This window comes from Ciceribacter sp. L1K23 (assembly GCF_018122705.1).
Classification (GTDB): domain Bacteria; phylum Pseudomonadota; class Alphaproteobacteria; order Rhizobiales; family Rhizobiaceae; genus Allorhizobium.
In genome coordinates this window covers 281,839-298,900 of the sequence record NZ_JAGRRC010000001.1, presented here as the reverse complement: position 1 = coordinate 298,900, position 17,062 = coordinate 281,839, and the positions used below count along the sequence as shown (strand labels likewise).

Annotated in this window: 16 protein-coding genes; 9 read left to right on the top strand and 7 right to left on the bottom strand. The window is 61.9% G+C overall.

Features of this window, described 5'->3' with window-relative positions; genetic code table 11:
- The first annotated feature begins 1 nt into the window (after position 1).
- Genes J5J10_RS01370 through J5J10_RS01360 form a run of 3 tightly spaced genes read left to right on the top strand, consistent with a single transcriptional unit; the run spans position 2 to position 3,719 of the window.
- On the top strand, positions 2-1,099 hold the full coding sequence (locus J5J10_RS01370) for an ABC transporter ATP-binding protein (protein WP_211928506.1): 1,098 nt from the start codon (positions 2-4) through the stop codon (positions 1,097-1,099).
- Positions 1,092-2,087 carry an ABC transporter ATP-binding protein gene (locus tag J5J10_RS01365; protein ID WP_211928505.1) on the top strand — a complete coding sequence of 332 codons (996 nt, stop codon included), beginning with the start codon at positions 1,092-1,094 and terminating at the stop codon, positions 2,085-2,087. The genes J5J10_RS01370 and J5J10_RS01365 overlap by 8 nt, the downstream gene beginning before the upstream one ends.
- Positions 2,088-2,099: 12 nt before the next feature.
- Entirely contained in the window at positions 2,100-3,719 is a 1,620-nt protein-coding gene (locus J5J10_RS01360; RefSeq protein WP_211928504.1) for a dihydroxyacetone kinase subunit DhaK, read from the top strand.
- Between the two features lie 18 nt (positions 3,720-3,737).
- Here the strand turns inward: J5J10_RS01360 and J5J10_RS01355 are convergent, their stop codons facing one another.
- A complete protein-coding gene (locus J5J10_RS01355; protein ID WP_211931102.1) occupies positions 3,738-5,060 on the bottom strand; it encodes an MFS transporter in 1,323 nt (440 codons plus the stop codon).
- 239 nt (positions 5,061-5,299) lie between these two features.
- Between J5J10_RS01355 and cyoA the strand changes: the two genes are divergently transcribed.
- From cyoA to J5J10_RS01325, 6 genes are all read left to right on the top strand, one after another.
- The gene (gene cyoA, locus J5J10_RS01350; protein ID WP_211928503.1) at positions 5,300-6,505 is read left to right on the top strand and encodes a ubiquinol oxidase subunit II; all 1,206 of its coding nucleotides are present in this window, start codon (positions 5,300-5,302) and stop codon (positions 6,503-6,505) included.
- Positions 6,506-6,517: 12 nt separating this feature from the next.
- The gene (gene cyoB, locus J5J10_RS01345) at positions 6,518-8,521 is read left to right on the top strand and encodes a cytochrome o ubiquinol oxidase subunit I (RefSeq protein ID WP_211928502.1); all 2,004 of its coding nucleotides are present in this window, start codon (positions 6,518-6,520) and stop codon (positions 8,519-8,521) included.
- On the top strand, positions 8,518-9,147 hold the full coding sequence (gene cyoC / locus J5J10_RS01340; protein WP_211928501.1) for a cytochrome o ubiquinol oxidase subunit III: 630 nt from the start codon (positions 8,518-8,520) through the stop codon (positions 9,145-9,147). The genes cyoB and cyoC overlap by 4 nt, the downstream gene beginning before the upstream one ends.
- Entirely contained in the window at positions 9,147-9,557 is a 411-nt protein-coding gene (gene cyoD / locus J5J10_RS01335; protein WP_211928500.1) for a cytochrome o ubiquinol oxidase subunit IV, read from the top strand. The genes cyoC and cyoD overlap by 1 nt, the downstream gene beginning before the upstream one ends.
- A gap of 12 nt (positions 9,558-9,569) precedes the next feature.
- The gene (locus J5J10_RS01330) at positions 9,570-10,271 is read left to right on the top strand and encodes an SURF1 family protein (RefSeq protein ID WP_211928499.1); all 702 of its coding nucleotides are present in this window, start codon (positions 9,570-9,572) and stop codon (positions 10,269-10,271) included.
- 124 nt (positions 10,272-10,395) lie between these two features.
- Positions 10,396-10,695: a WGR domain-containing protein gene (locus tag J5J10_RS01325; RefSeq protein WP_211928498.1), complete on the top strand. Its 300-nt coding sequence runs from the start codon at positions 10,396-10,398 to the stop codon at positions 10,693-10,695.
- Here the strand turns inward: J5J10_RS01325 and J5J10_RS01320 are convergent.
- From J5J10_RS01320 to J5J10_RS01295, 6 genes are read right to left on the bottom strand one after another with little or no spacing between them, the layout of a single operon-like run.
- Complete coding sequence (locus tag J5J10_RS01320) at positions 10,658-11,536, bottom strand: MurR/RpiR family transcriptional regulator (RefSeq protein ID WP_211928497.1); 879 nt, start codon at positions 11,534-11,536, stop codon at positions 10,658-10,660. The genes J5J10_RS01325 and J5J10_RS01320 overlap by 38 nt on opposite strands.
- A gap of 42 nt (positions 11,537-11,578) precedes the next feature.
- The gene (locus tag J5J10_RS01315; protein ID WP_211928496.1) at positions 11,579-12,625 is read right to left on the bottom strand and encodes an ATP-binding cassette domain-containing protein; all 1,047 of its coding nucleotides are present in this window, start codon (positions 12,623-12,625) and stop codon (positions 11,579-11,581) included.
- Positions 12,622-13,371, bottom strand: coding sequence for a glycerophosphodiester phosphodiesterase family protein (locus tag J5J10_RS01310; protein ID WP_211928495.1), 750 nt, complete (start codon positions 13,369-13,371; stop codon positions 12,622-12,624). The genes J5J10_RS01315 and J5J10_RS01310 overlap by 4 nt, the downstream gene beginning before the upstream one ends.
- Before the next feature lie 14 nt (positions 13,372-13,385).
- The gene (locus J5J10_RS01305; protein WP_211928494.1) at positions 13,386-14,195 is read right to left on the bottom strand and encodes a carbohydrate ABC transporter permease; all 810 of its coding nucleotides are present in this window, start codon (positions 14,193-14,195) and stop codon (positions 13,386-13,388) included.
- Complete coding sequence (locus tag J5J10_RS01300; RefSeq protein ID WP_211928493.1) at positions 14,185-15,054, bottom strand: sugar ABC transporter permease; 870 nt, start codon at positions 15,052-15,054, stop codon at positions 14,185-14,187. The genes J5J10_RS01305 and J5J10_RS01300 overlap by 11 nt, the downstream gene beginning before the upstream one ends.
- Before the next feature lie 60 nt (positions 15,055-15,114).
- Positions 15,115-16,374, bottom strand: coding sequence for an ABC transporter substrate-binding protein (locus tag J5J10_RS01295; RefSeq protein WP_211928492.1), 1,260 nt, complete (start codon positions 16,372-16,374; stop codon positions 15,115-15,117).
- Between the last annotated feature and the right edge of the window lie 688 nt (positions 16,375-17,062).

Genomic DNA, 17,062 nt, shown 5'->3' with positions numbered 1-17,062 from the left:
CATGGCTCAGATTCGCGTTCAAAACCTGCGCAAGGAATTCGGTAGCTTCACCGCTGTCCAGTCCTCGACCTTCACCATTGAGGACGGCGAGTTCTTCATGTTGCTCGGCCCGTCCGGCTGCGGCAAGACAACGACGTTGCGCATGATGGCGGGGTTGGAACTGCCGACCAGCGGCGAGATCTATATCGATGGCGAGGAAGTCGGGATGAAACCGGCGAGCCAGCGCGACATCGCCTTCGTCTTCCAGATGTTCGCGCTCTATCCGCACATGAATGTCCGCCGCAACATTTCCTATCCGCTCCTGAGCCAGGGCGTGCCAAAAACCGAGGTTCGCACCCGCGTCCAGGAGGTTGCCCGCATCCTCAGGATCGAGGACATCCTTGACAAGCCGGTGGGTGGCCTCTCCGGCGGCGACCGCCAGCGCGTAGCACTCGGCCGCGCGATCGTCCGCAGGCCTAAGGCCTTCTTCATGGACGAGCCTCTCGGCGCACTCGATGCGGAGTTCCGCGAGCACATGTCCGAAGAACTGCGGGCGTTGCATGACCGCATGGGTGCGACCACCATTTACGTCACCCATGATCAGCTCGAAGCCATGCAGATGGGTGACAAGATCGTCGTGATGAACCATGGCGTCGTCGAGCAGTTCGGCCTGCCGCAGCAAATCTACGATTGGCCGGCGACCCGCTTCGTTGCGAATTTCATCGGGTCTCCCTCGATGAATTTTCTGGACTTCGACGGCATGGTCGGTATCGGCAGCGATCATGTCACTCTTGACGGTCATCGCATCGCCGTCCCGGTCTTGCGGCAGGGTGCCGAGGGGCGGCTGACGCTCGGCGTGCGGCCCGAACATGTCCGTTTTTCAGATCATTCGCCCTATCGCGGCCGGGTGCTCGCCACCGAATATCTTGGCACGACCCAGATCGTGACGCTGGCGACCGCAAACGGCGACATCAAGGCTCGCATCTCCTCGGCGGCCCCGATCAAGTCCGGCGAGAATGTCGGGCTTGAGTTCGACAGCCGGACGTTGACCGTTTTTGCCGGTGAGCGCGGTCATGCGCTGGTCTCGGCCGGCAATGAAGGAGTGTTTCGCCATGGCTGAGGTCATCCTTGCCAACGTCACCAAGCGTTTTGGTGATCATCTCGCCCTCGATAACGTCTCGATGACCGTGCCTGATGGCTCCTTCGTCGTGCTCCTCGGCCCAACCGGTGCGGGAAAGACAACGACGCTGCGCCTCATTTCCGGTCTGGAACGTCCGGACAGCGGCGAGATCCTGATCGATGGCCAGACGACGAAAGGGCTCACGCCTGCCCAGCGCAACGTCGCCATGGTGTTCCAGCAGTATTCGCTGTACCCGCATCTGACGGTACGCGAAAACCTGGAGTTCCCCCTGAAATCACCCATGCTCCGGACTCCGAAAGACGAGATCGACCGCAAGGTAAAGGCGATCGCCGACGTCCTTCAGATCGGACATAAGCTCGACAACAAGGCGACCGCGCTCTCGGGTGGCGAAATGCAGCGCGTCTCGATCGGCCGGGCCCTGGTGCGCAATCCGCAGATCTACCTGATGGACGAGCCCCTAAGTTCGCTCGACGCCAAGCTTCGCGCAGATTTGCGTATCGAGCTGAAGAACATTCAGGCCAATCTGGGCGCGACGCTGCTTTATGTTACCCACGACCAGATCGAGGCCATGACGATGGCGACCCATGTCGGGGTCTTGCATCACGGCCGCCTCGTCCAGTTCGGGTCGCCTCGGGAGGTCTATGAGGAGCCCGTCAGCATCTATGCGGCGGCACGTCTCGGCGTTCCGCGGATCAACATCGTGCCGGCGGAACTGTTTGCCGGCGCTCCGCCGCGCGCTGCTTTCATGGGATTGAGACCCGAGAACATCCAGCAGGGTAGCGGCGAGGACAGCCTCGTTCAACGCGTCGAACGGCTGGGCGACCAGACGCGCTTGCATCTGTCCTGCCGCGGCCAGTCCCTCGTTACCGTGACAGACCCTCACAGCAACCTGCAAAGCGGTGACATCATTAAGATTCAGCCGCACAATCCGCTTTATTTCGACGCGGACGGCATACGCCTCGCATAAGGGAGACTTCCGATGGCACAGTTCATTAACAAGCGGGAAGACGTTGTGGTGGAGGCGATCGAGGGCCTCCTTGCCTCGTCCGGCGTACCCCTTTCGCGGCTTGACGGTTACCCCCATATCCGTGTCGTTGTACGCGCCGACTGGGACAAGACGAAAGTCGCTCTCGTGTCGGGCGGCGGTTCCGGCCATGAGCCGGCCCATGCCGGTTTCGTGGGGGAGGGGATGCTGACCGCGGCGGTGTGCGGCGACGTCTTCGCATCTCCAAGCGTCGACGCGGTGCTCGCCGGTATTCTGGCCGTGACGGGACCGGCGGGATGTCTTCTCATCGTCAAGAACTACACCGGTGACCGGCTGAACTTCGGCCTTGCGGCCGAACGGGCCCGCGCCTTTGGCCTTAACGTTAACATGGTCATCGTCGATGACGACATCGCCTTGCCCGATCTACCACAGGCCAGAGGTGTCGCTGGCACGCTTTTCGTCCATAAGATTGCCGGTGCGCTGGCCGAGGACGGCGCTAACCTCGAGACGGTGACGGAAGCTGCACGTCGCGTCATTGCGGGCACGCGAAGCATCGGTATGTCGCTCGACACCTGCACTGTTCCCGGATCGCCGAAGGAAGACCGCATTCCCCCCGGAATGGCCGAACTTGGTCTTGGCATCCACGGGGAAGCCGGGGTCGAGCAGGTGGATTTTTCCGGCGCGCAATCCGCCATGGCCGCGGTTGCCGCAAAGCTCAAGTCTGCCATCGGCGATGGCACTTATGTCGCCCTCATCAACAATCTCGGCGGCACATCCGTTCTGGAAATGTCGGTCCTCGCCCATGAACTGATCCGTTCCGAGATCGGCGATCGCATCCGTCACCTGATTGGTCCGGCTCCCCTTATGACCTCGCTCGACATGCGCGGCTTTTCAATCTCGCTTCTGGCCGCCAGCGAGGATGACCTTGCATCTCTGGCCCGTCCGGTCGGTCCAGCAGCTTGGCCCGGCCTGTCGACGGTGAGCCCGGTATCGATCCTGTCGCTACCGGATGGCCTGACGCCGATCATGCCCTTGCCGTCTGATCACAAGCCGACGCGGGATTTTCTCGTGGCCTGCTGCAACGTCATGATTGCCGCGGAACAGGATCTCAACGCCCTTGACGCGAAATCCGGAGACGGCGATACCGGCTCGACCCTGGCTGGCGCCGCGAGAGCCCTGGTCAACGCCATGGACCGGCTGCCGCTTTCCGACCATACCCAACTGCTGCGGGCGATCGGGCTTGAGCTCAGCCAGACCATGGGGGGCTCTTCCGGCGTGCTGCTCGCCATCTTCTTCGCCGCTGCCGGTGACGGTGCCTCAAGCGGGCTACCCATGCGGGATGCCCTGAAGGCAGGGCTTGCAAGAATGCAGGAGATCGGCGGCGCGCAGGTTGGCGACCGGACGATGGTCGATGCTCTTGCACCGGCGCTGGACGGGCTGCAAAGCGGCTTGTCGGAGGCCGCGAAGGCTGCCCGGGAAGGGGCCGACCGCACCGCCAAGCTGGTGCGTGCCAAGGCCGGGCGTGCCGCCTACATTAACGCCAAACAGTTGGAGGGTCATGCGGACCCCGGAGCCGAAGCGGTTGCCCGCTTGTTCGAGTTCCTTGCTCGCTGACGTCTCTGAGCAGCCGACCTATTCTTGTTTCGGACGGAGCGAGACCTGGCGGACGACGGCCAGCGACAGCAGCGTGCAGATCGCGCCCGACAACAGATAGAGACCGGCTGCATAAAGCCCGAACCAGGTGGACAGAAGCAGTGCGCACAGCGGCGCAAAACCTGCCCCGAACATCCAGGATAGAGCCGATACGAAAGCCGAACCCGTGTAGCGGTTTCGCTGGTCGAACAGCGACGCGACGGCGCCGGATGACTGGGCGAGATTAAAGCCCAGAATGAGGAAACCAATCAGGACGTAGATGATGACGCCCGCGTGACCGGCGCTCAACAGGACAGGGGCGACGAGAGCAAACGCACCGATTGCCCAGGCGCCCCAGACGAGGATCTTCGGCCGGCCGATCCGGTCGGAGAGCCAGCCGGAGAACAGCATCGCCAGAATGCCGACGCCAGCGCCCGCAGCCTCGATCAGCAGGAACGAGCCCGGCGCCTCGTCGGTGTAAAGGAAAATCCAGGAGAGCGGGAAAACGGTCACCATGTGGAACATGGCGAAGCTCGCGAGCGGCACGAAAATCCCGAGCAGAACAGTCCGGCCATCCTGCACGATCGTCTTGCGAAGACTGGTGGGCGTCAGTTCGTTGGCTTCGAACAGATTCTTGAACTCCGGCGTTTCGACGATACGCAGGCGGGCGAAAAGCGCGACCACGTTGATGGCGAAGGCAACGAAGAAGGGATATCGCCAGCCCCAGTCCAGGAAATCTGCAGCAGACAGGGTCATGACGAGATAGGCAAACAGGACGGCCGCAACGGACAGCCCGACCACCGCGCCAAGTTGCGGAACCATCGCGTAGAAACCCCGGCGGTTTTCGGACGCGGTGATGGCGAGAAGCGGCGCAAGGCCATCCCAGGTTCCACCCAGCGCCAGGCCCTGACCGATGCGCAGCAGGGCGAGCATGGCGATGGCCCACCAGCCCGCGGCTTCGTAGGACGGCACGAGGCCCATCGCGACCGTCGAAGTGCCCAGGAGGAACAATGCGACGGTCAGCTTCACGAAACGGCCGTGTCGCCGGTCAAGCGAGGTGAAGAGCACGGTGCCGAGCGGCCGTGCCACGAAGGCGAGGGCGACGAGGACGAAGGACCACAGGGTTCCTGTCAGCGGATCGAGGAATGGAAATACCCGAGCCGGAAAGACGATGACCGAGGCGATCGCAAACACGAAGAAGTCGAAAAACTCCGAGGTGCGGCCGATGACAACCCCGACGGCGATATCGGAAGGGGACACATGATGATCGTCCTCCGCGTCACGACGGCTCTGCTGCCGATCTTCATAGGTTGTGCCGGTCATGCTCGCCATGGAACCTTACTCTCTTCTCAAACGGTAGAAGTAGGCGCGCGGCGCCAGCCGTCCACCCGAGGACTGTTTTTCGATGACAGCGATGCCGCAGCGGCGCCAAAATTGACAGGTGACAAATTGTCGTATGTGCCGCGATGCGAAATCGAACTAACTAGCTTGACGATCATCAATGGTCGCCGGTGGGTACTGGAGGGGGTCCGCCTGCGATTGAGCCATCGTCAGGGTAAGCTATGCGAAAGCGCCTCCGTCCGAAATTGTTCGCCGCTCTCGGAGCGGTTCTGTTCCTGTCCGCCTGCAAGGCGGAGGTTCTTGCTCCAACGGGAGATATCGCTGCGCAGCAGCGCGACCTTCTGGTGATCTCAACGCTATTGATGCTGATCATCATCGTGCCGGTCATGCTGCTCACCTGCTGGTTCGCCTGGCATTTCCGGTCCTCGAACGCGGCGGCCGTCTACAAGCCGAACTGGTCGCATTCGGCCAAGCTCGAGCTCATCATCTGGGCGATCCCGCTTCTCATCGTGGTCAGCCTGGGGGCGCTGACCTGGGTTGGAACCCACCTCCTCGATCCGTATCGTCCGCTATCCAGAATTTCGAAAGTCGAGCCGATCGCGCCGGACCAGAAGCCGCTGGAGGTGCAGGTGGTTGCGCTGGACTGGAAGTGGCTCTTCATCTACCCGGAATACAGGGTGGCATCCGTCAATGAGTTGCCCGTACCGGTGGATCGTCCGATCCGGTTCTCCCTGACGTCGTCGTCTGTCATGAACGCGTTCTACATCCCGTCGATGGCGGGGATGATCTACGCCATGCCCGGCATGCAGACGACGCTGCACGGCGTCTTCAACGAACCCGGCGAATACCAGGGTCTCGCCTCACATTATTCTGGCGCCGGCTTCTCCGGCATGCGCTTCAAGGCGAAGGCGACCGATGCCGCCGCTTTCGAGGACTGGGTCGAGACGGCGCGGCAGCAGGACCAGGTCCTCGATCGTCCGACCTATCTCGAGCTTGAGCGGCCGAGCGAGAACGTCCGGCCGGTCAGCTACTCCAATGTCGATCCTCAGCTCTTTGCCCGCGTCGTCAACATGTGCGTCGAAGAGGGCAAGATCTGCATGGCCGAGATGATGGCGCTCGATGCGCAGGGCGGCACGGGTCTCGCCGGTACGGTCAACATGAGCGCCCTGATCTACGACAAACACGAACGACGCGGCACGCGCGAGCCTGTGTTCGGCTGGGAGCCGTTCAAGGTCACGGGCTTCTGCTCGACGGAAGAACTCGACCGCATGCTCGCCGCCAAGCCGGCATCGGCTTCGGTCACGCCTGTCGTCTCCGGACCGCTTCGCGGACACGGCATGCCGCAGCCCATGACACCGTTTGGCGATCCTGCCGATCGCTATCTCACACTTATGCAGCCGTCCGCCGGCAGCGCGCAGCAACTTTGACAGGATCCGGCCATGGCTACGGTAGATCATTCGACCTCCCTCCTTCTGGGTCGCCTCAACTGGAGTGCAATCCCAACCGATCCGATCGTCTTGTCGACCTTCGTCGTCGTCGTGATCGGCGGCGTCGCCGCGGTTGCCGCGCTGACCTACTTCCGTCTGTGGGGTTATCTCTGGAAGGAGTGGTTTACATCTGTCGACCACAAGAAGATCGGCATCATGTATATCATCCTGGCGCTGGTCATGCTGGTGCGCGGCTTCGCCGATGCTATCATGATGCGCCTTCAGCAGGTGCTGGCGTTCAACGGATCCGAGGGCTATCTCAACGCCCACCACTACGACCAGATCTTCACCGCGCACGGCGTGATCATGATCTTCTTCGTGGCGATGCCCTTCGTCACGGGTCTGATGAACTATGTGGTGCCGCTGCAGATCGGCGCGCGTGACGTTTCCTTCCCCTTCCTCAACAACTTCTCCTTCTGGATGACCGTCGGCGGTGCCGTACTCGTCATGGCCTCTCTGTTCGTCGGCGAGTTCGCGCAGACCGGCTGGCTCGCCTTCCCGCCGCTGTCGGGGATCGGCTACAGTCCTTGGGTCGGCGTGGATTATTACATCTGGGGCCTCCAGATCGCCGGCGTGGGAACGACGCTCTCAGGCATCAACCTGCTCGTCACCATCATCAAGATGCGTGCTCCGGGCATGACGCTGATGCGCATGCCTGTCTTCACCTGGACCTCGCTTTGCACCAACGTTCTTATCGTCGCGTCCTTCCCGGTGCTGACGATGACGCTGATCCTCCTGACGCTCGATCGCTATGTGGGAACGAACTTCTTCACGAACGATCTCGGCGGCAACGCGATGATGTATATCAATCTCATCTGGATCTGGGGCCATCCGGAGGTCTACATCCTGATCCTGCCGTTGTTCGGTGTGTTCTCCGAGGTGACCTCTACCTTTTCCGGCAAGCGCCTCTTCGGCTACAGCTCGATGGTCTATGCCACGGTCTGCATCACGATCCTCAGCTATGTCGTGTGGTTGCACCACTTCTTCACGATGGGCTCGGGCGCGTCGGTAAACGCCTTCTTCGGCATCACCACGATGATCATCTCCGTGCCGACGGGTGCGAAGATCTTCAACTGGCTGTTCACGATGTACAAGGGCCGGGTCCGTTTCGAATTGCCGATGATGTGGACCGTCGCCTTCATGCTGACCTTCACGGTCGGCGGCATGACGGGCGTTCTCTTGGCTGTACCTCCGGCAGACTTCGTCCTGCACAACTCGCTGTTCCTGGTGGCACACTTCCACAATGTGATCATCGGTGGCGTGTTGTTCGGCTGCTTTGCGGCGATCGCCTACTGGTGGCCCAAGGCTTTCGGCTTCACGCTCAACGTCTTCTGGGGCAAGGTCTCGTTCTGGAGCTGGGTCGTCGGCTTCTGGCTCGCCTTCATGCCGCTCTACATCCTCGGGCTGATGGGCGTAACGCGACGCATGCGGGTCTTTGATGATCCGGATCTCAGGATCTGGTTCATCCTGGCGGCACTCGGCGCCGTTCTCATTGCCGTCGGCATCGCAGCCTTCTTCGTCCAGGTTGCCGTCTCGATCTGGAAGCGCAAGGAGAATCCCGATCTCACCGGCGATCCCTGGGGAGGCCGGACCCTGGAATGGGCAACCTCGTCTCCTCCGCCATCCTACAACTTCGCCTTCACGCCGGTCGTGCACGACCTCGATGCCTGGCATGATATGAAGGAAGCCGGTCAGAAGCGGCCCAAAGCGCCTTATCTGCCGATCCACATGCCGCGATATACGGGCACCGGCGTCATTCTCTCCGCGCTGGCGACCGTCTGCGGCTTCGCACTGGTCTGGCACATCTGGTGGCTGGCGGCGCTATCCTTCCTGGGGATCGTCGCTGTGTCCATCGCCCACACCTTCAACTATGACCGCGACTATTACGTCCCCGTCGATGAGGTCGAGAGCGTCGAAGCCGCGCGCGATCGCCAACTTGCCGGAATGGGAGCATGACCGTCATGGCTACCGTCACGCAGTCCGCCGAGCCGGCGGTTTATTGGGAAACCGAGCCGCACCATCATGAGGAAGGCGGTTCCACCCGCCTCGGTTTCTGGATCTATCTGATGAGCGACTGCCTGATGTTCGCAGTGCTCTTCGCCGTCTTCGGTGTCCTCGGGCAGAGCTATGCGGCGGGTCCCGGACCCAAGGCGCTCTTCGACCTCACCCTGATTGCGATCAACACCGGCTTCCTGCTGGTCTCCTCGATCACCTTCGGCTTCGCCATGCTTGCGATGTACGAGGGCCGGCAGACAAGGATGCAGGTCTGGCTCGCCGTGACGCTGCTCCTCGGCCTCGCCTTCCTTGCGGTCGAAATCTACGAGTTCCATCACCTGATCCATCTGGGCGCCGGACCACAGCGTTCGGCCTTCCTCTCGGCCTTCTTCGCGCTGGTCGGCACCCACGGGCTGCATGTGCTCTTCGGCTCAATCTGGCTCGTCACGCTGATGGTCCAGATGAACCGCAAGGGTCTCATTCCGGCCAATACCCGGCGAATGGAGTGCCTCAGCATGTTCTGGCACTTCCTCGACGTGATCTGGATCGGCGTCTTCACCTTCGTCTATCTCCTGGGGATGATCTGATGTCCAAACATTCCATCGAACCCCATAGCCATCGCGGCGACCACGGCGCTGCGCCACACGACAATACCGGACACGATCACGGCAGCTATCGGTCTTACCTCACCGGCTTCGTGCTCTCGGTCGTGCTTACCTTCATCCCGTTCGCCATCGTCATGAGCGGGGGGTTCGACAGTCGGGTGGTCACGGCGCTGACCGTCATCGGCTTCGCCGTGGCACAAATCCTGGTCCACATGGTCTATTTCCTCCATATGAACAGCCGTTCGGATGAAGGCTGGACCCTGCTGTCGATGATTTTCACGGTGATCGTGGTCGTCATCATGATTTCGGGGTCGCTCTGGGTCATGTACAACCTCAACACCAACATGATGCCGCAGATGGAGCATGAGAGCTTCCAGGGCTTCGGCTCCTGATCGGGGCGGGCCATGGCACGATCCCGTCGCAGATGGATATTGCTCGGGCCCGGCCTTCTGGCGGTGATGGTCCTGCTGGGCCTCGGCGTCTGGCAGGTGCAGCGCCTGCAGTGGAAGACGGCGCTGATCGAACGCGTCGAGACGGGGCTGGCCGCGGCTCCCGTCCCGGCACCCGGTCCGGCGGAATGGTCCCGGTTGTCATTCGACACGGCGGAATACCGAAGGATATCCGCGTCCGGCCGTTTCCTGCCAGCCGATGATATCTTCGTGAAGGCTGTTACCGTGCGCGGCACCGGCTTCTGGGTTATGTCGTTGTTCGAAACCGATGAAGGCTGGCGGCTCTTCATCAACCGCGGCTTCATTCCGGACAGTTTCTCGCCCGACAAGCTCTCTCGGCCCCACGGCCTCGTTGAGGTGTCCGGCCTCTTGCGCCTGACACAGCCCGATGGCGCTTTTCTCCGCTCCAACGATCCCGACGGCGGACGCTGGTTTTCCCGCGATACGGTGGCCATGGCGCGCTCCCTCGGATTTCCAGAGGTCGCCCCGTATTTTCTGGATGCGGATGCCGGAGGCGAGAACCCGCCGATTGGCGGCCTGACCGTTGTTTCGTTTCCCAACAATCATCTCGGTTACGCCATCACCTGGTTCGGGCTTGCAGCCGTGCTGACAGTCCTGCTTGTCAGAGCAAGCCGTCCGTCGAACCACGACCAGTAGCCAATGCCGGCAGCTTCGTCGGAATTCTCCGGTGGATATACTCATCACGATCATGAATCGATGAGGCCGGACCGATTCAAAACACTCGTTGGACCGATCTCGCAGGCTTTGCGATTCTGTCTCCATGACGAGAGCGTTGATCACCCATTACGCAGAACGAACCGATGTCACGCGAAACATGGCCCGTTTCTATGCGCTGGAAATCGTGCCGACATTGTTCGGCGAGACGTGCCTGACGAGACGTTGGGGCCGGATCGGGCGACGAGGACAAAGCAAGGCGCACACCTTCGAAACCGAAGAGGCCGCGGCAAACCTCTTTCGAGAGATCGTCAAACGCAAGCAAGCCCGTGGCTACAGGGTGCCCACCGGGGCGGACGTAGCCCCGGTCAAAGCGGCAAATCGCTCGAGGCCCGAAACGACCTGAACGCTCCAAGCGCCTGAAGGGAGCGTCCGTCGTCGATCGCCGCAAGATCAAGGATGACGGCGTTCGCCACCGTCATCGGCACGACGAGAGACTGGCTCTCGCCCGGCTCGCCGCGAGACACGGCGATCTGATGCTCCGGGGCCGGATCGAGGCGGGCGCAGCGGAGGTCCGTCAGAGCCAGTGTCCGAGCCCCTCGTTTCGTCGCGATCTCCAGAACCTCCCGGATTAGTGGCGGCGGCCGCCGGAAAGCCAAGACCCACACGACGTCATCCGGGGTCAGCGTCGACAGAAGCTCCTCGATCTGGTGCAACTGGCTGGACAAGTCCACGGCCTCATATCCCGACCGGTTCAGCCTGAGGGCGATGAGCGAGGTCAGCGCGGCGGAATGTCCCCGACCGAAGACAAGAATCCGGCGGCAATCGCGCAGGCTTTGCGAAAACACGCGAATATCGGCGTCCGAGACGCTGTTGCGAACCTGCTGCAGGGCGGCGATTTCACTGTCCAGGACGGAGGCGAGCAGACTGCCGTCCTCAGCGCGAACCAGGCGTGCTGCCATTCTCGCGGCCGGGCTCTCGAAATCGCCACCGCCTTCCAGCAGGCTCGACTGCAGGAAGGTCCGGAACTCCGGGTAGCCCTTGAAGCCCAGGCGACGCGCCAGCCGAACGGCGGAGGCTGGATGAACGCCTGCCCTGAACGAGACGGTCTTGCCGTTTTCCATGGCGGCGCGGATCGGGTCCTGCATCAGCACGTCAAGCAGACGTGTGTCCGCATCCGTCAATTGCGGTGAGTGACGGCTGATCAGATCGCCGAGCCGTTCGGGAAGGTCGTTCCTGCCGTTCATTCCGTGTCCAATTCGTGTTCAACCCGGTCGCCAAAGCCAATGCTACAAGCCGCGATCGGTTGCCGGAAGCTCCAGGCGATCGCCCGTCTTGTCGTCGAAGAAGACCGCCTTCTCCAGATCATAGGTGATCCAGAGGCGGTCGGCTCCACGCAATTCGGTGCTCCGTGGTCCCACCACGGTCAGGCGCCCCGCCGGGCTGTCACAATGAAGGATCGCCTCGGCGCCCGTCATCTCGGAAAGCACGACGCGGGCGGGGAGGGCATGGTCTGCGGGTTCGCTGGTCGAGACTGTCAGTGTCTCCGGGCGGAAGCCTGCTGTCAGCCCATTCCGGCCGGCCCAGCCCGGCAGGCGCTCGACGGACACGAAGTTCATCGAGGGCATGCCGAGGAAGCCCGCGACGAAACGGTTTTTCGGGCGATCGTAGATCGCTTCCGGCGTATCGAACTGCTGAAGATGACCGTCCTTCAGGACAGCAATGCGATCGGCCAGCGACAAGGCTTCCGTCTGGTCGTGTGTGACGTAGACGATGGTCGCCTTCAGCGAACGGTGAAGCTCCTTGATCTCCGTCCGCATGGCGACGCGCAGCGCGTTGTCGAGGTTCGACAGCGGCTCGTCCATCAGGAAGGTCGAGGTGTCGCGGGCCATGGCGCGGCCCATGGCGACGCGCTGGCGCTGGCCACCCGACAGGGCCCCCGGCTTGCGGTCGAGATAATCCGTCAGCTGCAACGTCGCGGCGACGGCCTCCGCCCGGGCGTGACGCTCCCGTTTCGCCATGCCGCGCAGTTCGAGGCCGAAGGCGATGTTCTGGCGCACCGTCATGTGCGGATAGAGCGCGTAGTTCTGGAAGATCATGGCGATGTCGCGGTCCTGCGGTGCCAGATCATTGGCCCGTCTGCCGCCGATGGAAAGTTTTCCGCTGTCGCATGTTTCGAGGCCGGCGATCAGCCGGAGCAGCGTTGACTTTCCGCAACCAGACGGTCCGACGATGACGACAAATTCGCCCGGTTCGATATCCATGGAGATGCCGTGCAGGATCTCCGGTCCTCCGGGATAGGATTTGCGGATGTCCTTGAGCGAAATGCCACTCATCGCGGGCTACCCCCTCTTTGCTGGTCCCGGATCGCGATCGCGAGGCTCGGACGATCGGTGGTGAAGACCTTGACCCCGAGGGCGAACGCCTTCTCGATCTGCTGTGCCGTATGCGCCGCCCAGCAACCGAAGGCGAGCCCCGCGTCGTTGACGGTCTGCTTCAGGGAGAGGGTCGCCGTGTCCACGTGGACGCTGATTTCCGGAATGTCGTGCGCCAGGGCCGTCTCGACCACTGCAGGGGCGCCGAGTTGGCCAAGCACCGGCGGACTGACAAGCCACAACAGGGGGCGATCGGTTTCCTTGCCTAGCGCGTCCAGCGAGGGAACGAGAAAGGAGGAGAATGTGGTGCGGTGAAGCATGCCTTCCCGCTCCAGCATCTCCACCACGCGCGGGACGAAATCAGGGTAGGGGATGCCACCCACACCCGGCTTGATCTCGCAGCGGAAGTCCACCTCGCTCTCCCGGAAGATCGCGCAGAGTTCGGGAAGGGAGAGCGGATGGCCGCCGGCGCCATAATCGATCACGGCGGAGCGGACGTCCGCCTCCGTCAACTCCGCGATGACACCGCACCGGTCGGTCGTGCCATCCAGCGTTGCGTCATGATGCACCATGATCGCGCCGTCGGCGGTCGGGTGCACGTCGAACTCGACTTCCTCGAGTGCCATTTGCGCCGTAGCTTTGAAACCACGGGGCGTGCTGTCGCCGAACTCGAGCGTGCCGCCGCGGTGGGATGCGATGCGTGTCATTCCAATTCCTTCGATTATTTCAAGGCGCCCATGGTGATGCCGCGCACCAGGTGCCGTTCCACCAGGAAGAAGCCGAGCAGCACGGGCAGGATGGTGATGGTCGAGGCGGCCATGACCAGCGGCCAGTCGATGAGGCCTTCCCCGGGGTTCACGCGGTAAAGGCGGGCGAGCCCGATCTGCAGCGTGTAGAGATCCTGCTTGCCGATCGCGACGAGCGGCCAGATGTAGTTGTTCCATTCGGTGATGAAGATGTAGAGCCCCATCGAGAAGATGGCGGGCCGGCTGATGGGAACGATCACCCGCCACAGAACCTGAAGCGGTGTCGCGCCATCCATGTAGGCCGCCTCGTCGAGCGCCTTCGGAATTCCGCGGATGTACTGGCGCAGGAAAAATGCGGCAAAGCCGTTGGAGATCGCCGGCAGGATGAGACCCGCGTAGGTATCGAGCAAACCCACCTTGGCCAATGTCAGATAGTTGGGGATCAGGCTGATATGGCTCGGGATCATCAGCGTCGCCACAGTCGCCCCGAACATCAGGTCGCCGCCGCGGAACCGGTAGCGCGCGAAGGCAAAGGCGGCCATCGTTGCGAAGGTGATGCCGAGGATCGTCACCAGGCCGGAGACGATCAGGCTGTTCAGCAGATAGCGGGCGAAGTTGTACTGACCGACGGCACGCGCATAGTTGTCGAGCGTGAATTCGGTCGTCCCGCGATAGTAGGCGTCCACCGTCTGGAACGACATGAAGATCGAATAGAGCACCGGGGACAGGAACAGCAGTCCGGCCACCAGCGCGAGGCCCGTCAGGAGGGGATTGTCACGCTTCATAATGGACCCTCCGGCCGATCACATAGGATTTGACGAACGCGAGCACGACCAGGAAGATGAAGAGAAGGACGGCCAGCGCCGATCCCTGGCCGATATCGAACAGCACGAAACCGATGCGATAGAGCATGTGGACGAGAAGATCGGTCGCGCCTGCCGGTCCTCCACCGGTCATGACGCTGACGATGGTGAAGACCTGGAAGGCCTCGATGACGGAAATCACCAGCAGGAAATAGGTGGTCGGCATCACCAGCGGCACCGTCACCCGGCGGAACACGTGCAGGCGACGCCCGCCGTCGACGGCCGCGGCATCATAGAGTTCCTGGGGCACCGCCTGCAGGCCTGCGATGTAGATGACGATATCGTAGCCCAACTGCTTCCAGGTGTTGACGAGGACAAGCACCCAGAGCGCGATATGCGGATCTTGAAGCCAGGGCACTTTCCCGAACCCGAGAGCGCCCAGAAGCGCATTGACCATGCCATAGTCGGTGGAAAAGACCCAGGAGAACACGACGGCGATGGAGACCGCGGAGGTCACATAAGGCAGGAAGAGCGCCCCACGGAGCAGTCGCGACGCCATGCTTTCGCGGGCGAGATAGGAGGCGATCACGAGGGCAACCGCGAGCCGCATCGGGACGGAAAAGACTGCAAACAGCGTGGTGACCCAGAGCGAGTTCCAGAAATCGCGGGACGTCAGCAATTGTTCGTAGTTCGCCAATCCGACGAACGGCATGTCGGGCGACAGGAAGTTCCAGTGCCGGACGCTGAGGTTGAGGCTGGTGGCGATCGGAACATAGGTGAAGACCGCCATGAAGAGCATCAGCGGCGCGACGAAGAGATAAGGCGTAAGCTTGCGGGGCATGGCGGAACCGGACGACCGACGGACCTCGGCTGGAGGTCCGTCGGGCATGGGTTGGAGGTATCAGTTGCTGGCGCGCTGTTCTTCCTGACGCGTCTGCGCGGCGAAGTCCGTCATGGTTTCTTCGACCGGCCGCTGTCCGAGCGCCATTGCTTCCCACATCTTGTACTCCGTCGAGCGCATCCAGGTGACGACCTCGGTGCGGGCACGGCCGTGGGCATTCGGCAGGGATTGGATGGCGACGTCGATGCCAGGCTGGGTGGCGAGCGCTTCCACCGCGACCGGCAGTTCCGCGCTCTTCTTGTTGATCGGCAGATAGCCGGTGCCGGCGAACCAGATGGCATTGGCTTCCGGCGAGGCCGCGTAGCTGACGAACTTGTAGGCCGCGTCCTGGACCTCCTTAGGTGCGGATGCCATGATGCCGATGCCGGCGCCGCCGATCGGCACGGAGCAGATCTTATTGCAGGGCATCGGACGGACGACGAGATTGTCGCCGAGTGCCTTCTTCGCGCCGACATAGTTGCCCGTCGAGTTCATCATGATGCCGACCTTGCCGGCAAGGAAGGCGTCGCGGCCGACATCCTCGTCCGTCACGCCATCGGGCGAAGCGACCTTGTGCTCGTGCACGAGCGATGCCATCCACTGGTAGGCCTCGATGGTGTTCGGCTTGTCGAGAAGGATTTCACCGCTTTTGGGCTCGATGAGCTCGCTGTCATTGGCCATGACCAGACCCCAGCGGGAGAATTGTCCGGGAGCCGCGATGCCGGAAATCCCCTCCGAGCCAAGCTTCTCGGAAATCGTCTTCGCCGCTGCGAGGATGTCGTCAAACGTCTTCAGCGGGGTGTCTTCTGCGAGACCGGCGCGCGTGAAGATGTCCTTGTTGAAATAGAGGACCGGGGTCGAGGAGTTGAAGGGTACGATGTAGTTCTTGCCGTCGATCACGCCGACTTCGCGGGCGTAGTCGTAGAGATCGTCCTTCAGCGGGTCGGCATCGACATAGGGCGTCAAGTCGGTCAGAACATTGTTTTGGGCGAACAGGCCATAGCGCGTGACTTCCAGGATGACCGCCGCCGGCCCGCGATTGGCCGGTATGGCAGCCTGCAGTTTGGCCACGATATCGTTGTAATTGCCGACGAACTCGCCCTGGATGTCGATGTCGGGATTGGCCGCTTCGAACGCGGCGATGATCTTGTCGAGCGCTTCGCCATTGGTCTTGTTGAAGCTGTGCCAGAAGGTCACGGTGGTGGCGGCTTGAGCGGGGCCGATGGCGGTCAGCAGTGTAAAGGCGCCGGCTGCCAATATGGTATGCAATCTACGTGTCATCGCGTTCTCCTTTGCAATAAAAATTGCACCGTCGTTTGCTGAGGTTTAGCGCTGCTGGACGACAGTCCGGTGAAAGCGGTGCGAAGTTTTCATGACACCGCGATCCCGCCTGGAAAGTTTCGTGCACTCGGCTTGCGGCGTCGGTCGCGCCATTCGAGGCCCTCGCTCCGCGAGGGTACCTCAGGGTGTGGCCGGTGGAGATCGCGACCCCCTCACCAACAAAATCTATGACTTAGCTGCGCTAAGATCATGATTTTGTATCCTCTCCCACAAGGGTAGAGGAGGAGTTGGCCGCGCCGGTGCCGCCCTACCTCTACCCTGGTGGGAGAGGAAGAAAAATCGGCGTCTTAGCGTCAGCTAAGTGCCAGATTTTTCAGGTGAGGGGGCGAGGCGCGGTCCGCGCAGCGGAGCAATCGATCCAGTGAATCGATTGCAGCGCCGAACGCCTTGAGCCAAAGCGAAAGGCCGGGCGGCGTTTCCTCGAAAATTATCTCCCAACAAAATCATACCCTTAAAAGAAAAATCGCCTCTCCCTCGAAAAAATCTCACCGCTGCTTTCCCCCTTCTTTTCCACGCCCGTATCCTTGTCCCGTTCCGTCGCGGATACACCACAAGGCGTTGTGGCGAGGCGGGGCCGGCGCTGGTGGTGGGGGAAGGACGCAAGAGCCTGCCACCGGGGTCCGCGGAA

Excerpts from the sequence above, each read along its gene's own strand:
- J5J10_RS01370 (WP_211928506.1), top strand. The coding sequence starts at position 2 with ATGGCTCAGATTCGCGTTCAAAACCTGCGCAAGGAATTCGGTAGCTTC.
- J5J10_RS01365 (WP_211928505.1), top strand. The coding sequence starts at position 1,092 with ATGGCTGAGGTCATCCTTGCCAACGTCACCAAGCGTTTTGGTGATCAT.
- J5J10_RS01360 (WP_211928504.1), top strand. The coding sequence starts at position 2,100 with ATGGCACAGTTCATTAACAAGCGGGAAGACGTTGTGGTGGAGGCGATC.
- J5J10_RS01355 (WP_211931102.1), bottom strand. The coding sequence starts at position 5,060 with ATGACCGGCACAACCTATGAAGATCGGCAGCAGAGCCGTCGTGACGCG.
- cyoA (WP_211928503.1), top strand. The coding sequence starts at position 5,300 with ATGCGAAAGCGCCTCCGTCCGAAATTGTTCGCCGCTCTCGGAGCGGTT.
- cyoB (WP_211928502.1), top strand. The coding sequence starts at position 6,518 with ATGGCTACGGTAGATCATTCGACCTCCCTCCTTCTGGGTCGCCTCAAC.
- cyoC (WP_211928501.1), top strand. The coding sequence starts at position 8,518 with ATGACCGTCATGGCTACCGTCACGCAGTCCGCCGAGCCGGCGGTTTAT.
- cyoD (WP_211928500.1), top strand. The coding sequence starts at position 9,147 with ATGTCCAAACATTCCATCGAACCCCATAGCCATCGCGGCGACCACGGC.
- J5J10_RS01330 (WP_211928499.1), top strand. The coding sequence starts at position 9,570 with ATGGCACGATCCCGTCGCAGATGGATATTGCTCGGGCCCGGCCTTCTG.
- J5J10_RS01325 (WP_211928498.1), top strand. The coding sequence starts at position 10,396 with ATGACGAGAGCGTTGATCACCCATTACGCAGAACGAACCGATGTCACG.
- J5J10_RS01320 (WP_211928497.1), bottom strand. The coding sequence starts at position 11,536 with ATGAACGGCAGGAACGACCTTCCCGAACGGCTCGGCGATCTGATCAGC.
- J5J10_RS01315 (WP_211928496.1), bottom strand. The coding sequence starts at position 12,625 with ATGAGTGGCATTTCGCTCAAGGACATCCGCAAATCCTATCCCGGAGGA.
- J5J10_RS01310 (WP_211928495.1), bottom strand. The coding sequence starts at position 13,371 with ATGACACGCATCGCATCCCACCGCGGCGGCACGCTCGAGTTCGGCGAC.
- J5J10_RS01305 (WP_211928494.1), bottom strand. The coding sequence starts at position 14,195 with ATGAAGCGTGACAATCCCCTCCTGACGGGCCTCGCGCTGGTGGCCGGA.
- J5J10_RS01300 (WP_211928493.1), bottom strand. The coding sequence starts at position 15,054 with ATGCCCCGCAAGCTTACGCCTTATCTCTTCGTCGCGCCGCTGATGCTC.
- J5J10_RS01295 (WP_211928492.1), bottom strand. The coding sequence starts at position 16,374 with ATGACACGTAGATTGCATACCATATTGGCAGCCGGCGCCTTTACACTG.